Origin of the sequence: Litoribrevibacter albus, from assembly GCF_030159995.1 — a bacterium.
Classification (GTDB): Bacteria; Pseudomonadota; Gammaproteobacteria; order Pseudomonadales; family Litoribrevibacteraceae; genus Litoribrevibacter; species Litoribrevibacter albus.
Window position 1 is genome coordinate 58,384 of sequence record NZ_BSNM01000027.1, and the last position, 17,972, is coordinate 76,355.

The following is a 17,972-nucleotide window of genomic DNA, read 5'->3' on the forward strand; positions in this document are numbered from 1 at the left end:
ATTAATGAGGGGATGGAGCAGCTCATGCAACGCCCTACCAATATCCAGTACAAAAAGAACAGTAAGACCCTAATCCTGAAATACCCCGATCAGGAATTTGAACTGTCCGCCGAATATCTGAGAGTTCACTCCCCGTCCGCCGAAGTTCGAGGTCATGGACCTCAAGAAGCCATTTTACAGGTGGAAAAGAAAGACGTTTCTATAGAAGGCATCGAGCCTACAGGCAACTACGCACTGAAGTTCACATTTGATGACGGACACGATTCAGGGCTTTACACCTGGGATTACCTTAGAGATCTCGCAGAAAATCAGGCAAGCTACTGGCATAAGTACTTATCCGATCTAGAAGCGGCCGGAGCCCAACGAGAACCCAAGGTCTTTTTTAAAGGCTAAGAACGTCTGTTTAACCAGCAATCCAGTTATAGAGTTGGCGAATCATTCCCATTTGCTCGGAAGAATGGTACCCAAACGTGCCGTAAAGTTTATCCTGGAAGCTACGACCCGCATCTTCTAACACCGATTTATTTAGCTTAATGCCATAACGCTCAAAAATTGGCGCCAACTCATCATAACGCTCAAGCAAGTCTTGTCGTGTCATCTGATAGGCATGCTCACAGACTTTTTGTCGCCCCTCAAAACTGAACACACTCGATAACAACATAGTTGCGTCATCACGGCGAGGCTGAACCAACACAATGTCCGACGATGGATACTGCTCTTCATACGCAGACATCCCCAGCTCAACCCGTGAATGGATAAAGGTTCTTAAGGTCTGCCCCAACACTGCCGTCAAACCACCATCACGGAGCGATTTGGATTCCATACTGCCACAATCAGAAGCTGCTTCAGTATCAATTGGCACCAGTGGATTCAAACCAATCACCAAGTCCGCGCCCTGATCCAAAGCAACAGAGGCATGCATCGCTTTAAGCAAAGTACCATCAGCGTAGTAATGACCTTCGATTTCTACCGGCGTATAAAACCCCGGACAAGCAACACTGGCCTGCACCGCCTTGGAGATAGGAATGTGATCATATCCTTCTTCACCAAACCGAACGGCATCACCGGAATCCAGATCAGCAGCCACTAAAAATAGCTTTCGTCGTAATTCACGAAAATCGTCCGTGCGACCATGCCCGTCGTACAGCACACTCAGATACTCAGCCAACACCTCATTGGAGAACACGCCATTTGGTAAGGCTTCAATCAACGCAGTAAACGCCTCAAGAATGGATTGATCCCCAGGACGGGACAACATATGAGCCACTTTTTTACTAATGATCGAAGGGATTTTCAGTAAGCCTTTAGCGTATTCTTTGAAAGCAGGCTGGAAGAAAACTTGAGGATGAAACGGATGCCCATGAGGCTCGTTAATAATAAAGATACGACACATTTGGGCCGTAGTGATTTGATTTGCCAGGTTAGCAGCAATTAAAGCGCCGCTACTTACACCGACATACACATCAATATCGTTGAAATTGATGCCATCGAGACACTCATCCAAGGCTCGCAAAGCACCAATTTCATAGATACCACTGAGAGGACCACCCCCTCCCAAAGCCAGACCAATCTTAAACTCTTTCTGATTAGCAGGGGTTGGTTTAATCACTCGTTATCTCTCTAATACTAAGTTAACAAGCTGTAATTAAAGCATTATTCTGCTTTTGTTGCAGTGGTTTTAGCAGACGTTGTGCGCTTACGAGTGGCCGGCTTTTTAGCCGCAGCGGTTGTCGCCTTCTTTGCAGCAGGTTTCTCTGCATCAGCAGTTGTTTTCTTAGCCGCTGTAGAGCGTGTCGGTGCTTTCGCCTTCTTCAACGTCTCAATGTTCTTTTTCAAAGACTCAACTTCAGCTTTAAGAGCATCAATATCTGCTTTTGATGGGATACCTAGACGAGTCAATGCACGTTGAACACGCTCATCGAATACACGCTCAACTTTATCCCAGGTATTGTTTGCACGCTCACGCACATCTTCCGCGCGCTGAATAACGTCGTTTTTAACACCTTCTACGCGTGTGTTTGCGTACTCGACCTGACGCATAACACCTTCACGACCGCGCTCTTCGATTTCTTTACCCGCTGTCACCAAGGCATCAAAATACTTATTGCCTTCGCCATCAGCCTTACTGAACGCACCAAGACCAGCTAACCAAATTTGGTTCGTGTATTTTTTAATATCTTGCGCGATTTTAGTTTCAGAAAGCGCCTTCATACGATTGTCTGTTGCTTCAGCAGCGTCTTTTAGCTTACCCATAGTCATAAACCCTTTGCGATTCAATACTTACTGCCTTACAGCAGTTCAAATGCAGAACCCGAAACACATGGTTTTTACCACTGCTAGAAACGAGCACCGCCAATCCTACGCTAAAGCTATCAATGCCAATTAGAATATGCATACTAAAGATCTGAATGTATTAAAGTATTCAAGGGAAGGTATTCCCTTCATAAAGACAAACATCTATTCTTGAAACCATCAATAAAGGCCACAGGTTACTCGCATTAATTACTCACAATGGCCTATTGATGACTACTTACATAATAAAAATACGTAGCACTGATACTTCTGATGAACGAATTACTTAAAAGCACCTGGATTTCTTACCATCTGACTCCCCTCGAGTTAACCGCTCAAACATTAAACTCACAATGGACAAGATTACACATAGGCAATTCAGAGGTTTTTCCCTCGCTTCAGGCTTTAGAAGAGATCATTGCAGAATACCCGATCATCGCTGCCTCTCTGGGTAACAACTCCCTGACCGAGCTTTCAGGCATGCTAATCCAGGGCTGGCTACATTTCCATCAAGGAAATTATCAGCAGGCAACCCAGTTAGCTCTCGCCTCTGGATTACTAGGACTCAACCTCGCATCGAAGTCCATGGCTATCTACGCCACACATCTAGAAACAGACCATGAAACCAAACTTCAAATCTTCCAGGAAGCCATTAAGCTTGCGGATCACGCCATCGAAGTTATGCCAAATCACCCGGATGCACACTACAACCGGGCTTATGCGTTAGGTCGATACAGTCAAGGCATATCGATCACCAAGGCATTGGCAAAAGGCTACGGAAAAGAAGTCAGGAAGAGCCTGGAAAAAACCATTGAGCTCGCACCGGATCATGCTGAAGCACACATTGCTTTTGGCACTTACCATGCAGAAATCATCAATCAGGTGGGTAAATTGGTTGCCAGTGTTTCCTACGGAGCCAACAAAGATTCAGGCTTAAAACACTTTAGACATGCAATTCGAGTGGCCCCAGACTTTCCTATTGCCTACACTCAATATGCGGACGGCTTACTTATGATGTTTGGGCCATCCAAATTAAAAGACGCCAAACAGCTCTACGAAAAAGCAGCAAACAGTGACATCGCAGATGCCATGGAACGTCTTGATCAACAAAATGCTCTGGATGAGCTTGAAGCCATTGCCAGTTAGAGGTTGCACCTCGGCCTGACTCCATGATTATGGAAACGTGACATTAACCTGCCATCACGCGTCACAGGGATGCTTTTAAATCTCGCATATGTAACATTGTGCTAAGATTTACAACAATGCGTTTCTAGCACCTAGGACGAATTCTAATATTGTGGCATAAAGTACTGACTAAAATGATAAATACAATTGAGCACCAATAGCTCAGCCTAACAAAAGTCAGTGAAGGTGTCCGTTTTATGGTGGATATGAGCCATATGCATAAACTTATTGAGCCAATTCAACAAAGTTATCAGGAGCTTTTCAGCGGAGATGTTTATCTGTGCGGAAAGGCAGCTGTCTCGGTTAGAAACCACAGTGGCATCGCCAAACACACCGTCATCGGTGTACACGGTTTTCTAGAGAATCACTGTTATTTTACGGAAACATACTCTCAATCAGACATTGAACTCATTTTGCTCACATGCAGCAACTACCACATTCCAGTGACAGGACCAGAGCACACCCACGCAGACTGGTTTGATCATCCGGAATACCCTGAGTCATCGATTGAATATGACGCTTCCATCCTGGTTCAAGCAATGGAACGTCTTGCCAGTTCAAAAAATGTTCGTATTCACGGTCACTCTCGAGGCGGCGGCGTTATCCTAGAAGCGGTTCGCCAAAAACCGGAATTATTTAAGGACGCGGAAATTCTTCTTGAAGCGCCCGTTCTTCCTCAGGGAAAAATTCATCCAATTCCAAAGGCACTGATCGACAACATGTCACCAAGAATGTGGCCCTGGGCGCTACGACTATTGGAGAAGACCCCATTATCGACGTACTCCCAAACGTTCTTTGGTGAAACTCATGGTCGCAAAAAACAACTGCTAGAGCATTTGTTTAAGAACCCTCAAAATGCGATGACGATCATTAACAATATCCATTCCATTGAAACCTGGATGGATAACGCACCAACAGACATTTACCAGCACATCAAACGCGGCACCATTCTGATTCCGGAAAGAGACCGCATTCTTTGTAAAGAGCATATGCTGGCCAGTGCGTTAAAATCTCCCAACAACATACGAATCGTGGAAACCAAAGACACAAGCCATTTTATTAGTTTGGATAACTCTTCATGGCTTCCCCCCTTGACGATTCCACTCTCACTTCAGTAGGGTTAGCTCACACATTTAGCAGCCCTATTGAGTGATTGAGCAGTATGATTAAGGACAAGTTGGCGAAACCAGTATCCGGAAAGCACGGAGAAAACCTTCGCCAGCTTTTGATTCAAAACCGGTCACGTCACAACCAAGAACCACCAAAACATCAACAGCTGGCATTACAGCATTTAATGGTGTGGCAAACAGATCGCCTTCGAAATACTCACCAAGATCTCTTTCTTTCCGACCGCTATCAAGCAGCAGCCCACTACTTTGTGGATGAGCTCTATCTATCCCCTACAGCCATTCAAAGAGACAGAGACCTGGAACGTGTGTTTCCAACCTTAGTAAAACTACTGCCCGATGACACACTAGAAACGGTAGCCAATGCCATCGAATTGAATATTCTCTCAGCGGAATTAGACCAACAGCTGGCTAACTTTCTATTTATTGATCACCCAGAAAAAGCCATTTGCGCATCTCTGATTACAGAAGAAAGTTACGTTACTGCGTATCTGAAAGCCAATGCCACAGAGCTGAGGCATCGACAACTCAATTTGATTGAACAAATTGGTCACGACCTCGATCACTTGGTACGCTTCCCATTTATTTCCCTAACTTTAAAACTCATTCGAAAGCCCGCACACAAAAAAGGTCTTGGAAACCTTCATGATTTTCTGGAGCGAGGATTCAATACATTCAAAGCACTGGGAGGCGCTGAAGAGTTTATGGAGATAATTGTGCAGCGGGAAGGACAAGTGCTAGACAACTTAAATCAGGGAAAAAGTAACCCGTTCGATATAAAAATTGACTAACACAGAGAGCCCAAGAAAAGAGCGTCTAACGAAGCTCTTTCTCTAGATAGTTATGAATTTCACGTTCTACGACGGCTTTAAACGGTCTCATAAGTAACGCTAATTCAACGTGAATTTCCAACGTAGTTTCTGTCACATCCAGAAAACCTTTCACGCCGGTACGATGAAATACGAGCTTATTGCCTTTCCATTCATACTTGGCATCAAAGCGATCTGCCAGCATCAACGCAAGTTGTTCAGCATCTTTAAGCGCTTGCTCAAGGCCCAAGTTATGATCTTTCTTTACACTTATTTTAGCCATACCACTAAACCAACGAGGATTAAAGGCGGAGCATTCTACCCTAAAGCAGGGGTTTTCAACAAATTGACCTTTATCAAAAGACAAACCCCTCCAATCAAGGTTAGAATAGCCCGAATTTAACGTTTCCACAGGATAACTTTCGGACAACGAAAGCAACGATCTATGACTGAACACGATAAAACTACGCACTTTGGCTTTCAGCAAGTGCCCGTTAATGAAAAAGCAAGCAAAGTAGCCGACGTATTCCATTCAGTGGCCAGTAAATACGACATTATGAACGACTTAATGTCAGGTGGTGTCCACAGGTTATGGAAACGCTTCACCATCGACCTAAGTGCGGTACGCAAAGGTCAACGCGTGTTGGACATTGCTGGCGGTACTGGCGACCTTACCAAGCAGTTTTCCAAATTAGTTGGCAGCGAAGGACAAGTTATCCTGGCTGACATCAACAGTTCAATGTTGGAAGTAGGTCGCGAGCGTCTAACCAACCTGGGCCTGACCAACAACATAGAATACGTTCAGGCTAATGCCGAATGTTTACCTTTTGAAGACAATTCGTTTGACCTGATCACGATCGCCTTTGGCCTTCGAAATGTTACGGATAAAGACAAAGCGCTTCGTTCAATGTTGCGAGTACTTAAGCCAGGTGGACGTCTATTAGTGCTCGAGTTCTCGAAGCCTACCAATCCGTTGTTGGAAAAAATGTACGATACCTACTCTTTCAGCCTACTGCCTAAAATGGGTCAGTTGGTTGCTGGCGACGCAGAAAGCTATCAATATTTAGCTGAATCCATTCGCATGCATCCAGATCAGGAAACACTGAAAGACATGATGAAAGACGCGGGCTTTGTGCGTTGCGATTACCACAACATGACAGGTGGTATCGTTGCGCTTCACAAAGGAATCAAACCGTAGGTCTTCACATCTATGTTCCAAATGGTCTCTACGGCGACACTTGCATTGATGGAAGGGCTTATTAACCAAGCCATCAAACAAGATCCTATTACTCAAGGCAGACTTTCCAAGCTCGAAGGAAAGGTTATTGCCTTTTGCCTGAAACAGCCCAAGATCACGATTTATGGGTTATTTCAGGAAGACAGCATTCGTCTGATGAATCAATACGAGTGCGTGCCTGAGTTGACCATTACCGGAGCCAGCTTCGACTTTTTGCAGCTAGCCTTAGCCGATGATCACAATAGTGCTCTCTTCAGTAGCCGTATCCGAATGGATGGTGATGAGCATCTCGCTCAGAAATTGATGACGATAGCAATGGGCCTATCCATCGATTGGGAATACTTATTATCGAAACTTACAGGGGACATCATCGCTCACCAGATTGGTCAAGGCGTACGCTCCTCTGGAAAATGGCTAAAAGCAACACATCAAAGCATGACAGCCAATCTCGAAGAATATATTCATCACGAACTCAGAACTTTACCTCACGCCAGTGAAGTAGATTATTACTGTGAACAAGTCACTGAAGTTCGATTGGCTGCGGATCGTCTAGCCGCAAAACTCCAAGCCTTGGAAAAGGTTCGCGATACAAATCAAAGCAGTCCGAATCAAAGCTGTCCTGATCAAAACGATACAGGTCAACACCGACCACAAAAACCTTCACAAGAACATTCAAATAATCAAGGAGATATAGGTGACCAGTCTTAAACGAATTTTGGTGATCATCTGGGTTATCAGCAAATATCGTTTAGATCAGCTTATACCCCTCACCTTACTGCCTTGGTATCTTCAAATCTTATTGGTTTTGGCCCCTTGGCATTTGCGTCCTGTTCCGAAGAAGCTCTCCAGAGGTGAACGTATACGTTTGGCGCTTCAAGAACTTGGTCCTATTTTCATTAAGTTCGGACAAATTCTATCCACTCGACGCGATCTTCTTCCCGATGACATTGCAGAAGAATTAAAACTCCTGCAAGACAGAGTCCCTCCGTTTTCATCTACAACGGCCAAATCCATCATTGAGAGATCTTTAAAGACCAAGATCGAAAGTATTTTTGATGAATTCAGTGAAGACACCCTGGCCTCGGCCTCAGTAGCACAAGTACATACCGCCAAGTTAAAAACCGGCGAAGACGTTGTTGTGAAAGTTATTCGTCCTAATTTAGCGCCGACGATTCGCAAAGACATTGCAGTTATGAAACTGCTGGCCGAATTACTTGAAAAATACTGGTCGGAAGGCAAGCGACTTCACCCAAAACAAATCGTCGACGATTACGAACACACCATTTACGATGAGTTGGATCTGCAGAAAGAAGCTGCCAACGGTTCCCAGTTGCGTCGTAATTTTGAGAACTCAGACCTTCTTTACGTTCCTAAAATATATTGGGATTACACCCGCACCAGCGTTCTGGTGATGGAACGAATTTCAGGTATCCCTGTAGCCGACGTAGAACAACTAGCCGCGCAAAAAACCAACATGAAAATTCTGGCGGAACGCGGTGTTGAAATTTTCTTCACTCAGGTCTTCCGTGACAGCTTCTTTCATGCGGATATGCATCCAGGAAACATTTTCGTATCCCGTCAGCATCCACAATCACCACAGTACATTGCGGTTGATTTCGGCATCGTTGGCTCATTAACTGAAAATGATCAGATCTATTTGGCGCGTAATTTACTGGCTTTCTTTAATCGGGATTATCGACAAGTCGCTCAACTCCACATTGATTCAGGCTGGATTCCTAAGCACACCCGAGTCAACGAGTTTGAAGCTGCCATTCGAAGTGTTTGTGAACCGATTTTTGAAAAGCCCCTTAGTGAGATCAGCTTCGGTCACTTCTTACTGCGCCTTTTCCAGGTAGCTCGACGTTTTGATATGGAAGTTCAGCCTCAACTGGTTCTGCTTCAGAAAACATTGCTAAACATTGAAGGCCTGGGCCGGCAGCTGTATCCAGAACTGGACTTATGGCAAACCGCCCTTCCTTACCTGGAAGGCTGGATGAAAAATCGAGTTGCTCCACCGAATGTTTTGAAAAACATTCAGCTGCATGCCGCTGATTGGGCCGAGCAGACACGACAATTACCGCAACTGATGTTCCATGCAATCACACAATTGCAGTCAGTTGAACAACACCGGGTTGAACAAAGTCAACACATCCAACAACTGCAATCCGAACTACGAAATCAGGAAAGCGCCAAGCGCTATCGTGTTTTGGGTGGAGTGCTTCTGGCCACTGCCGGCGCATTAAACGTACCTGAGGCCAGCCTGTTGATTCAAAACATCAATTTCCCGACCGCTGCATTGTTGATCAGTGGTGTTTATTTATTAGCACTTAAACGCTACTGATATGCATCAACAACAGGGATGTTATCCTCAGCTCCATGATAGACATCCCTAGATAAACCCATTAAAGTGGTCACCATAAATAACCAACTCCATTCTTTCATATTCTTGAAGTAACTTATTCTCTATGAGCGACGTATTAACATCTCTACAGCAGGTACTAGAGGAGCGCAAATCAGCCTCTCCCGATTCTTCTTATGTAGCTAAACTACATAGTAAAGGGCTTAACAAAATCCTTGAAAAAATAGGTGAAGAAGCCACTGAAACCATCCTTGCTGCAAAAGATGTAGAACCAGGCAAAGATCATTCAGACCTGGTATATGAAACGGCTGATCTTTGGTTTCATTCGATGGTCATGCTCAGTCACTTGAATATTGATGTGAATGAAGTATTAAACGAATTAGAACGTCGCTTTGGTCTTTCCGGTTTGGAAGAAAAAGCGAACAGAAACAAATAAGTTAGAGGTAAATTATTATGGCTGGCATTAGCATTTGGCAATTAGTCATCATCCTGGGCATTGTGGTTTTACTGTTTGGAACGAAAAAACTTCGTAACATCGGTTCTGATTTAGGCGGTGCGATCAAAGGCTTCAAAGGCGCAATGAAAGATGGCGAAGACGAAGCAAAGAGCATCGAAAAGAAAGACGCTGAAACAACCGTCAACGCAACAACTCAGAAAGAAGAAACCAAGCACTAATACTTGGCTGCTCTGCACTTAAATGAAGGTAGTTAGCCTCTATGTTTGATATTGGTTTCTCCGAGCTATTTATTGTTTTAGTCATCGCACTACTGGTTCTTGGACCTGAGCGTTTGCCCGGTGCTGTTCAGAAAGTCGGCTTTATACTTGGTAAAATCCGGGCCAGCTGGAATGGTATTCAGACTGAAATTAATCGCGAGCTGGAAGCGGAAGAATTACGAAAACGCATTCAGGACGAAACCAATAGCGTTCAACAAACACTAAACAACAGCTTTGATATTGATGCGTATAACGAACGCATTCTGGAGCAAGAACGTAAGATCAGAGAAGGCATCCAACGTGAAGCCATCGATCCGAGTCAACCAGCAACACCTGAGTCAACAGATCAGGCTAACAATGAAAACGCTGACCTAACTTCATCAGACAACAATATCGAAGCCACACCCTCTTCCGACGGTGCTTTAGTTCAAGATCCTAATAAATCATGACCGATCAAAACCTTCCGAATGACACTCAGGTGAGCGATAACAGCCAGCCGTTGATTTCTCATTTGACCGAGCTACGTGACCGCCTACTACGCTCTGTGCTTATCATTCTAGTGATCTTTGTTGGACTCTATTCGTGGTCTAATGAACTCTATCTATTTATTTCAGAACCATTGAGACGTTTCCTTCCCGAAGGCACCAGCATGATCGCCACGGAAGTCGCCTCTCCGTTTTTAACGCCGTTTAAGTTAACTCTGATGAGCGCCATCTTCTTATCAGTGCCTTTCATTTTGCACCAGGCGTGGAGCTTCATAGCACCCGGGCTATATAAACATGAAAAGAAATTTGCTGTTCCGCTGTTAGTTTCCAGTGTCTTTCTGTTCTACAGCGGTATGGCATTTGCCTACTATGTTGTGTTCCCTATTATCTTCGGTTTCTTTACCAGTGTAGGGCCTGAAGGCGTTGCAGTGATGACAGACATCAACCGCTATCTGGACTTCGTCCTTAAACTGTTCTTTGCCTTTGGTGTCGCCTTTGAAATTCCCATTGCGACCTTCTTATTGATTGCAGCCGGTTTAAGCAATGTAAAAAGCATCAGCGAGAAAAGACCATATGTGATCGTAGGGTGCTTTACCGTAGGCATGTTAATTACCCCGCCGGATGTTATCTCTCAAACCTTACTGGCCGTTCCTATGTGGCTGCTCTTTGAAGTTGGTTTATTATTCGGACGCTTAGTCGACCAACCTGATGAAAAAACCGCAGAGCAATAATCAGAGTACTCACATCAGGGCATTAAGCAGAGCACGAATCAGAACCGCTATACAGATGAAATCCCTGAACTCCTGATAGTCACTCACGACAAGTAAATGCAGAAATAACAGACATAAAAAAAGCGCCTCAAGGCGCTTTTTTTACTCTGGAGAGTAGATTACTCAGCAGATAGTTTCTCGATGTCAGCAAGAAGCTTAGCTGCACGCTGCTCAAGATCCTCAACCACTTCTTTGTGAACGTGAGTTGACATTGCAGCAACACGATTTTTACCCATACGGAAAAGACCAAACTTGATTGCTTCGGCATTTTCTTTGAGTTCAGCCAACAATTTAGCGTCCATTGACGATATCCTCTACTGAGTGCAGTTAAACCAAGTACCTTTGAAACCTGCCATCACTGCACGTTCAAACCAAGTACATTAAAAATTTGCTGGGCATTGTACCCAAAAAGCTTAGCCAATGACCAGTTGTATTGCTTTATTTAACGGCATAGATCAATAAATACATCCAAAAAGTAGGGATTAAACTTCAAGGAGGAAAGTAACAGGCCCATCATTCAACAGTTCAACTTTCATATCTGCACCAAACCGGCCGATCTCAACGAGCGGATGCTGTATATGAGCTTGCTTCACAAAATAGTCATATAAGGCTTCCCCTTGCTCAGGTGTAGCTCCTTTACTGAAACCAGGGCGAGTCCCTTTTTTGGTATCAGCGACCAACGTAAACTGAGAAACCACCAACAAACCACCACCGACCTGTTGCAGGTTCAAATTCATCTTTCCTTCCGAGTCAGAAAAGATACGATAGCCCAGTACCTTCTTCAGTAATTTCTCAGCAGACGCTTGATCATCATCCTTTTCCACACCCAGCAACAATAGAATTCCATGATCAATTGCCCCAGTCACGACTCCATCAACAGTCACACTGGCCTTACTAACTCGCTGTATTAATCCTTTCATGAATGACTCAAAACCTTACTAATAACGTCTTAAAAGCCACTATTTTTACACAATTTATGCAGATAGGTCTTTTATACTTCATACAGAATAGGTAACAATAAGAGTGTTTTGGATGGATTCAATTCTTTTGTGAGGTATTCCTTTGATTCGTTTACTAATTATAATAATAACATCCCTATCACTTATCAGCTGTGGCGGAGGCGGTGGCAGTAGTAACTCCAGCTCCACACCATCAATCACATCAGAAGAACTGAGTGCTTCATTTAGCGTTTCCTCCTACAGAGGTACGGTTCCTTTTACCGTAACTGTCGATGCTTCCTCATCTACCGGGGCTACTAGTTATAGCTGGACCTTCGGTGATGGCACAACAGGATTAGGTGCCAGAGTATCGAAAACCTATACTGAACCCGGCAAGTACACTATTCGATTAGTGGCATCAAAAGCTTCAAATATCGATATTTCGACGGAACAGGTTACAGCTCTTGATCCATCCCTTGTCCATTCAATTTCAGGCACTATTAGCGCACCACAAACATCAGTGGCAGATTCGGATACCGCTGATCCGAATATGAACACCAGCAACAATAACTTTGCTACCGCACAATTATTACCAACGCCAACAAATGTCGGTGGTTATGTAAATGCAGATTCGAATGTAGGTTCAACTGATATCAGTGACTTCTATCGTATAGAACTCTCAGCAAACGAAACCATCAACCTGACAACTTATGAATATCAAAATAACGAAAATCAGAATCCAGATTTAGATCTCTACCTTTACGATGAAAATGAGAACGGAGTTGACTCAGCCCTTGGTAATGAAGCCTCTGAAAGTTTAACCGTTACCCAATCAGGCACCTACTACATAGAGGTTAGAGCAGCCAGCAACAGCGCCAACTATCTATTGAAAGCTGGTGGTAGCACTGCATCCCAAGTATCGAAAACCCTATCCTCAGAGTTCGTGCCAGGCGAAGCCCTTTACCGGAATAAGAAAAATGTAGTTACAGCTTCTTCCGTTTCCATTCCCGACATTGGTACGTTAAAAATGCCGTCGACTTTTGGTGAAGTATCTGCATCGTCTAACAACACTCAACACCCGAACACACTTACTGGTAACTGGACAACAGAACAAAAAATCAAAATTGACACATTATTGTGGATTAAAGCACTGAATAACTCAGGTAATTACCAATACGCCGAGCCCAACTACTACCGAAAGGCATTTTTCACACCAAATGATGAGCTCTTTAACGCACAATGGCACTACAACAACATAAAACTAGAAGAAGCTCTGGATCTAGAAACAGGCAGCAACTCTGTCATTGTTGCTGTTATTGATACTGGTGTCCTTCTGGATCACCCTGATCTACAAGGGCAACTTGTTTCTGGTTATGACTTTATAAGTGACCCAGCTTTTTCTTTGGATGGTAATGGTATAGATAACGATCCGAACGACCCTGGAGATAAATCCAATCCCGATAATAGCAGTAACTTCCACGGCACTCACGTTGCAGGAACTATCGCAGCAGCAACCAATAACGCTACAGGTGTAGCAGGAGTTGCAGGCGGTGTAAGAATTATGCCCTTACGTGTTCTAGGCAGAAATGGAGCGGGTACATCTGCAGACATTATTCAGAGTCTACGTTATGCGGCAGGCTTATCTAACAATTCAGGAACCACTCCAGCACAACCGGCAAACATTATTAACCTTAGCCTTGGATCTCCAAGCTCCTCTCTGGCTGAACAAGAAATATACGACACACTTGCTGCGATGGACATATTGGTCGTTGCTGCCGCAGGAAATGACAATACATCCACTCCGGACTACCCAGCCGCCTACAACAATGTAATTTCGGTGAGCGCCACTACTATCAATAATCAGAAAGCGCCCTACTCAAATTTTGGTAGCACAGTAGATATAGCTGCACCAGGTGGGGACTTTACCTCTGATTTGAACAGGGATGGCTATCCGGATGGTGTCCTTAGTACCATTGGGGATGATTCAAGTGGAGGAATCCAATACCGTTATGGTTATTCTGAGGGCACTTCTATGGCTTCTCCTCATGTAGCTGGCGTTGCTGCCCTCATGAAATCAGCCAACAGCAACCTAACAGTCGCCCAATTTAACACCTTACTTCAAAGTGGCGATTTAACCGATGATTTAGGCACACCCGGCAAAGACGACGTTTTTGGCTACGGATTGATTAACGCCCGAAAAGCCATGCTTGCAGCTACAGGTGCGTTAAACGCTTCTGCGAACATAGTTCTTTCAAGTAACTCACTAAACTTTGGCAGCTTCAGTGATAACTTGAACATAACTGTAACTGACAGCTCTGGCGGAGACTTAACCATTAACAGTACTATCCCTTCAGAAAGCTGGTTAAACATCACAGAAGATACTATTGATGGGAAAGGGTTTGGTAGTTATCAGGTATCCATTGACCGCAACTCTCTGGCAGATGGCTTATATAACGCATCCATTGTCTTTGATGCAACCAACACTGAAGATATGACCAGTCTCCAAGAAACCCTGAATGTATCCATGCAAGTTACGACTACACCTAATACAGCCGATGCAGGGTATATCTACATACTGGCCATCAACCCTGAAAACGATGAAACTCTAGGTTTTACCGAGGCCAGCAGTGACAACGGTGTCTATAGCTACACCATTGAAAACCTCGAACCTGGGGAATATCACGTGATAGCTGGTAGCGATTTTAATGCCGACAACTTTATTTGTGATCAAGGTGACAGTTGTGGCGCTTACCCAACACTAGGGCAAAAATCTATGGTAAGCATTGACTCATCAGATCGGGCCGGTATTGATTTTACGGTCAGTTTCGAGAATTCGATTTCGGCTAGCGCTAGTTCTAACACAAGAGATAGTGATGCCGCGACTCCACTGTTTCATATACCCAGAAATATCAACACAACAACCGTTTCCACTCCATCCGTTGTAAAGCAATAAACAATTTAGACTAAGAGCACAGGCAACAATAAACGCTTTATCACTTCCTGGAGTACCCAACTGAACCAATACATCTGAGTGCAGATGTATTGGTTCAGACCAAGAAGTGGTAACGCACTTTAGTTTAGACTTTGAAATTCCCAACTTGTGAGTTCAGGCGCTCAGATAAATCCTGCATCGAGTGCGCGGCCTCATCCGTCTCATGAACAATCTCTTCAGCACTGGCAGCAGTTTCAGCGATATTGGTAATACTCCCTTCAATCTCCTGCGCCACACTGCTTTGCTCTTCAATAGCACTTGCGATCTGAGTGTTTACAGCAAAAATTGCATCCACCATTTGAGCAATTTCCTCTAACGCATTTCCCGCCTCCATGGCCTTTTCAGAGGTCGACGAGGTGTATTTCTGACTGCTTTCAATAGCACTGACCGCATCTTTAGCGCCGACTTGAAGACGGCTAATCATTTCATTGATTTCTTCAGTAGACTGCTGTGTTCGTCCAGCCAAAGTCCTCACCTCATCAGCCACTACCGCAAAACCTCGACCTTGTTCTCCAGCACGAGCTGCCTCAATCGCGGCGTTCAACGCTAACAGATTCGTTTGTTCAGCGATTCCACGAATCACTTCCACCACGGAGCCGATTTCATCGGTACTGTTAGCCAGATTATCAATGACTTGCACAGCGGAACCAATTTGATCGGTTAACTGTTCTATATCGGTAATGGATGCATTCAACACCCCCTGTCCCGCCTTGGTTCGGTCATTTGCTGCCTGCGCTCGCTCTGCCGCATCCGAAGCATTTTCAGCCATACTGACAGATACTTGATGCATCTCCTGAGCGGCCGTCGCAACCAGTTCTGTATCGCTCTTTTGCCGGGAAACACATTCTATTGATCGAGTGCTGTTCTCTCCCAAGTTTCCGGTCGCTTGCGTAAGCTCAATTACTCCCTGTTTTACATCAGCAACCAGTTCATGGATCTTGGTCACAAATGAATTGAAGTAAATCCTTAATTCCGTAATTTCATCTTTGCCAGCAAGTGATAATCTCTTGGTCAGATCCCCCTCTCCTTCGGCAATATCTTTAAAAGCCGCCGCAGTGGTAGCCAAAGGATTGGTGATACTCCGAGTAACCATAATCACAATCGCAACAGCCAAAATAACCACAATGGCAGCAATCATTAGCATCTGGACGAATGCAACACCAAAAATCTCTTCTACATCATCCAGATAAATACCGGAGCCAATCACCCATCCCCAGGCAGGAAAGCCTTTAACATAGGAAATTTTTTCTACCGGCTCATCTTTGCCTGGTTTTGGCCAAAGATATGGTACAAAGCCGCTACCCGACTTTTTCACCACATTGACCATATCCACAAATAGAAAGGTGCCTTCAGGATCTTTGAAACCAGAAACATCTTTTCCATCCAAGGCTGGCTTAATAGGATGCATGACCATCTTTAGATCCATGCTATGAATCCAAAAATAGTCATTTTCTTCGTATCTTAAATCCCGAATCGTCGCCATAGCCAACTCTTTAGCATCTGACTCACTGATCCGACCAGACTGGGCATCTTTATAGAAGTGATCGATCACATGCCATGCTGACTCAACAACATGCCTTGTCTTTTCATAGCGATCTTCCAGTAACTGGCTTTTGTATTGACTGGAAACCGATAGGGTATAGAAGATAAACCCTATGGTTATAATGACTGGGAGTGCCCACAGTCGATGAGAGATTTTAAATTGTCTTAAAAAGTGCATAGAAAGCTACCTCTACCCTCAGCTTTCCATTAAGACTAGCCAATTTTTTTCAGCAGGATACTCAAAAGTTCAGATTTTATTGACTTAGTTCAATACTTTAAAACAGCCTTACAGATAGACCCTCACTATTGGTCTATTCTTTATCTTCTTTCAAGCGGCGGTACATTTCATCGGTAGCACGAACCAAGGCATCGGTAAGTGGCGCATCCATCGCAGAATGACCGGCTTCACGAACAATCAACAACGTGGAGTTAGGCAATGCATCATGTAAGGCTTGCGCGTTGTCCATACAACACACAATATCGTACCGACCATGTATGATCGTGATTGGCATATCCTGAATTTTATCGCAGTTATCAATTAACTGGTTCTGCTCAAGAAAACCTCGATGTTTGAAGTAATGAACACACATCGTTGCCATGGATAATGCGAAATGAGGATCAATGAAATGATCCACAACACTTTGGTTTGGCTTTAATGTAGAGCAGCTGCCTTCCCATTTACACCAGGCTTTTGCCGCAGCCATACGCGCCAGTTCATTACCGCCAGTGATCATATCGTAATAAGCACTCAACATGTCATCACGTTGTTCCTCAGGAACAGCTTCAAGAAACCCTTTCCAATGATCTGGAAAAATTCGGCTAGCACCCTGCTGATACAGCCAATCAATATCCTCATCACGACACAAGAAAATACCACGAAGGATCATGGCCTGTACTCGCTTTGGATACACCTGGGCATAAGCCAGGCTTAACGTAGATCCCCAGGAACCACCAAACAACACCCATTGCTCCACACCCAAAGTTTCACGTATGTGCTCAATATCCTGAATCAAAAGCTCAATGGTATTCTCTTTAATTTCCGCATGCGGCGTAGAACGACCGGCACCTCGCTGATCAAAAAGTACAATGCGATAGTGCTCAGGATCGAAAAATTGACGTTGAAAAGGTTCACAACCCGCACCTGGCCCACCGTGAACAACCAACACAGGTATTCCATCTCGGTTTCCACATTCTTCTACATGCAGAGTATGTAATTCAGAAACCTGAAGTGCATGCTCTGCATAGGGCTTTATTTCCGGGTAGAGGGTGTGCATTAACTCATTCCTTGATCAATAGTTACATTTATTACCGCAACGCAATTATTACCGCAACGCAATCAGAACCTGTCACTCAGCAGGAATATACAGGGCAGACTAAAAGCAGACATAAGGCTTACACCGAAAGCCTAAAGACATAAGTTTAGAGCAAATCTGACACACTGTTTTGAACTGAAGCAGTTTTATTCCCGTTTCTGAACGCAACGCATAAAAAAGCCGCATAACCTGGACGGTCATACGGCTCT

The 17,972-nt window shown here is 44.3% G+C and carries 19 protein-coding genes; 12 read left to right on the plus strand and 7 right to left on the minus strand.

What is annotated here, in order from left to right:
• Positions 1–24 precede the first annotated feature (24 nt).
• Positions 25–393, plus strand: a complete 369-nt coding sequence (locus QQL66_RS19990) for a gamma-butyrobetaine hydroxylase family protein (RefSeq protein ID WP_284383920.1) — start codon at positions 25–27, stop codon at positions 391–393.
• A gap of 10 nt (positions 394–403) precedes the next feature.
• Here the strand turns inward: QQL66_RS19990 and QQL66_RS19995 are convergent, their stop codons facing one another.
• Together QQL66_RS19995 and QQL66_RS20000 are read right to left on the minus strand one after the other, a co-directional pair.
• Positions 404–1,609, minus strand: coding sequence for a patatin-like phospholipase family protein (locus QQL66_RS19995; protein ID WP_284383921.1), 1,206 nt, complete (start codon positions 1,607–1,609; stop codon positions 404–406).
• Between the two features lie 44 nt (positions 1,610–1,653).
• Positions 1,654–2,253, minus strand: a complete 600-nt coding sequence (locus QQL66_RS20000) for a phasin family protein (protein ID WP_284383922.1) — start codon at positions 2,251–2,253, stop codon at positions 1,654–1,656.
• 312 nt (positions 2,254–2,565) lie between these two features.
• Between QQL66_RS20000 and QQL66_RS20005 the strand changes: the two genes are divergently transcribed.
• From QQL66_RS20005 to QQL66_RS20015, 3 genes are all read left to right on the plus strand, one after another.
• Positions 2,566–3,438, plus strand: coding sequence for a tetratricopeptide repeat protein (locus tag QQL66_RS20005; protein WP_284383923.1), 873 nt, complete (start codon positions 2,566–2,568; stop codon positions 3,436–3,438).
• 254 nt (positions 3,439–3,692) lie between these two features.
• The gene (locus QQL66_RS20010) at positions 3,693–4,595 is read left to right on the plus strand and encodes an alpha/beta hydrolase (RefSeq protein WP_284383924.1); all 903 of its coding nucleotides are present in this window, start codon (positions 3,693–3,695) and stop codon (positions 4,593–4,595) included.
• A gap of 44 nt (positions 4,596–4,639) precedes the next feature.
• Complete coding sequence (locus tag QQL66_RS20015) at positions 4,640–5,395, plus strand: DUF8198 family protein (protein ID WP_284383926.1); 756 nt, start codon at positions 4,640–4,642, stop codon at positions 5,393–5,395.
• Between the two features lie 25 nt (positions 5,396–5,420).
• On the opposite strand, the gene QQL66_RS20020 is transcribed toward QQL66_RS20015, so the two are convergent.
• Positions 5,421–5,696, minus strand: coding sequence for a polyhydroxyalkanoic acid system family protein (locus QQL66_RS20020; RefSeq protein ID WP_284383928.1), 276 nt, complete (start codon positions 5,694–5,696; stop codon positions 5,421–5,423).
• A 162-nt stretch (positions 5,697–5,858) separates the two neighbouring features.
• Between QQL66_RS20020 and ubiE the strand changes: the two genes are divergently transcribed.
• The 7 genes from ubiE to tatC all read left to right on the plus strand — a co-directional run bounded on the left by ubiE (position 5,859) and on the right by tatC (position 10,939).
• Positions 5,859–6,611 (plus strand): bifunctional demethylmenaquinone methyltransferase/2-methoxy-6-polyprenyl-1,4-benzoquinol methylase UbiE, encoded by a 753-nt coding sequence (gene ubiE / locus QQL66_RS20025; protein ID WP_284383930.1) that lies wholly within the window; start codon positions 5,859–5,861, stop codon positions 6,609–6,611.
• A gap of 12 nt (positions 6,612–6,623) precedes the next feature.
• Positions 6,624–7,358, plus strand: a complete 735-nt coding sequence (locus QQL66_RS20030) for a ubiquinone biosynthesis accessory factor UbiJ (protein WP_284383931.1) — start codon at positions 6,624–6,626, stop codon at positions 7,356–7,358.
• Positions 7,345–8,991 (plus strand): ubiquinone biosynthesis regulatory protein kinase UbiB, encoded by a 1,647-nt coding sequence (gene ubiB / locus QQL66_RS20035; protein WP_284383932.1) that lies wholly within the window; start codon positions 7,345–7,347, stop codon positions 8,989–8,991. The genes QQL66_RS20030 and ubiB overlap by 14 nt, the downstream gene beginning before the upstream one ends.
• Positions 8,992–9,115: 124 nt before the next feature.
• Positions 9,116–9,445 (plus strand): phosphoribosyl-ATP diphosphatase, encoded by a 330-nt coding sequence (locus tag QQL66_RS20040; protein WP_284383933.1) that lies wholly within the window; start codon positions 9,116–9,118, stop codon positions 9,443–9,445.
• A gap of 14 nt (positions 9,446–9,459) precedes the next feature.
• Positions 9,460–9,684: a Sec-independent protein translocase subunit TatA gene (gene tatA, locus QQL66_RS20045; protein ID WP_284384278.1), complete on the plus strand. Its 225-nt coding sequence runs from the start codon at positions 9,460–9,462 to the stop codon at positions 9,682–9,684.
• Between the two features lie 41 nt (positions 9,685–9,725).
• Complete coding sequence (gene tatB / locus QQL66_RS20050; RefSeq protein WP_284383934.1) at positions 9,726–10,172, plus strand: Sec-independent protein translocase protein TatB; 447 nt, start codon at positions 9,726–9,728, stop codon at positions 10,170–10,172.
• Positions 10,169–10,939 carry a twin-arginine translocase subunit TatC gene (tatC, locus tag QQL66_RS20055; protein WP_284383935.1) on the plus strand — a complete coding sequence of 257 codons (771 nt, stop codon included), beginning with the start codon at positions 10,169–10,171 and terminating at the stop codon, positions 10,937–10,939. The genes tatB and tatC overlap by 4 nt, the downstream gene beginning before the upstream one ends.
• Positions 10,940–11,097: 158 nt before the next feature.
• Here the strand turns inward: tatC and QQL66_RS20060 are convergent, their stop codons facing one another.
• Together QQL66_RS20060 and dtd are read right to left on the minus strand one after the other, a co-directional pair.
• On the minus strand, positions 11,098–11,280 hold the full coding sequence (locus QQL66_RS20060; RefSeq protein ID WP_284383936.1) for a hypothetical protein: 183 nt from the start codon (positions 11,278–11,280) through the stop codon (positions 11,098–11,100).
• 180 nt (positions 11,281–11,460) lie between these two features.
• Positions 11,461–11,898 carry a D-aminoacyl-tRNA deacylase gene (gene dtd / locus QQL66_RS20065; RefSeq protein WP_284383937.1) on the minus strand — a complete coding sequence of 146 codons (438 nt, stop codon included), beginning with the start codon at positions 11,896–11,898 and terminating at the stop codon, positions 11,461–11,463.
• Between the two features lie 142 nt (positions 11,899–12,040).
• Here dtd and QQL66_RS20070 point away from each other — a divergent pair, with 142 nt between their 5' ends.
• On the plus strand, positions 12,041–14,869 hold the full coding sequence (locus tag QQL66_RS20070) for a S8 family serine peptidase (protein ID WP_284383938.1): 2,829 nt from the start codon (positions 12,041–12,043) through the stop codon (positions 14,867–14,869).
• Positions 14,870–14,993: 124 nt separating this feature from the next.
• On the opposite strand, the gene QQL66_RS20075 is transcribed toward QQL66_RS20070, so the two are convergent.
• Entirely contained in the window at positions 14,994–16,628 is a 1,635-nt protein-coding gene (locus tag QQL66_RS20075) for a methyl-accepting chemotaxis protein (protein ID WP_284383939.1), read from the minus strand.
• A 133-nt stretch (positions 16,629–16,761) separates the two neighbouring features.
• The gene (pip, locus tag QQL66_RS20080) at positions 16,762–17,724 is read right to left on the minus strand and encodes a prolyl aminopeptidase (RefSeq protein WP_284383941.1); all 963 of its coding nucleotides are present in this window, start codon (positions 17,722–17,724) and stop codon (positions 16,762–16,764) included.
• Between the last annotated feature and the right edge of the window lie 248 nt (positions 17,725–17,972).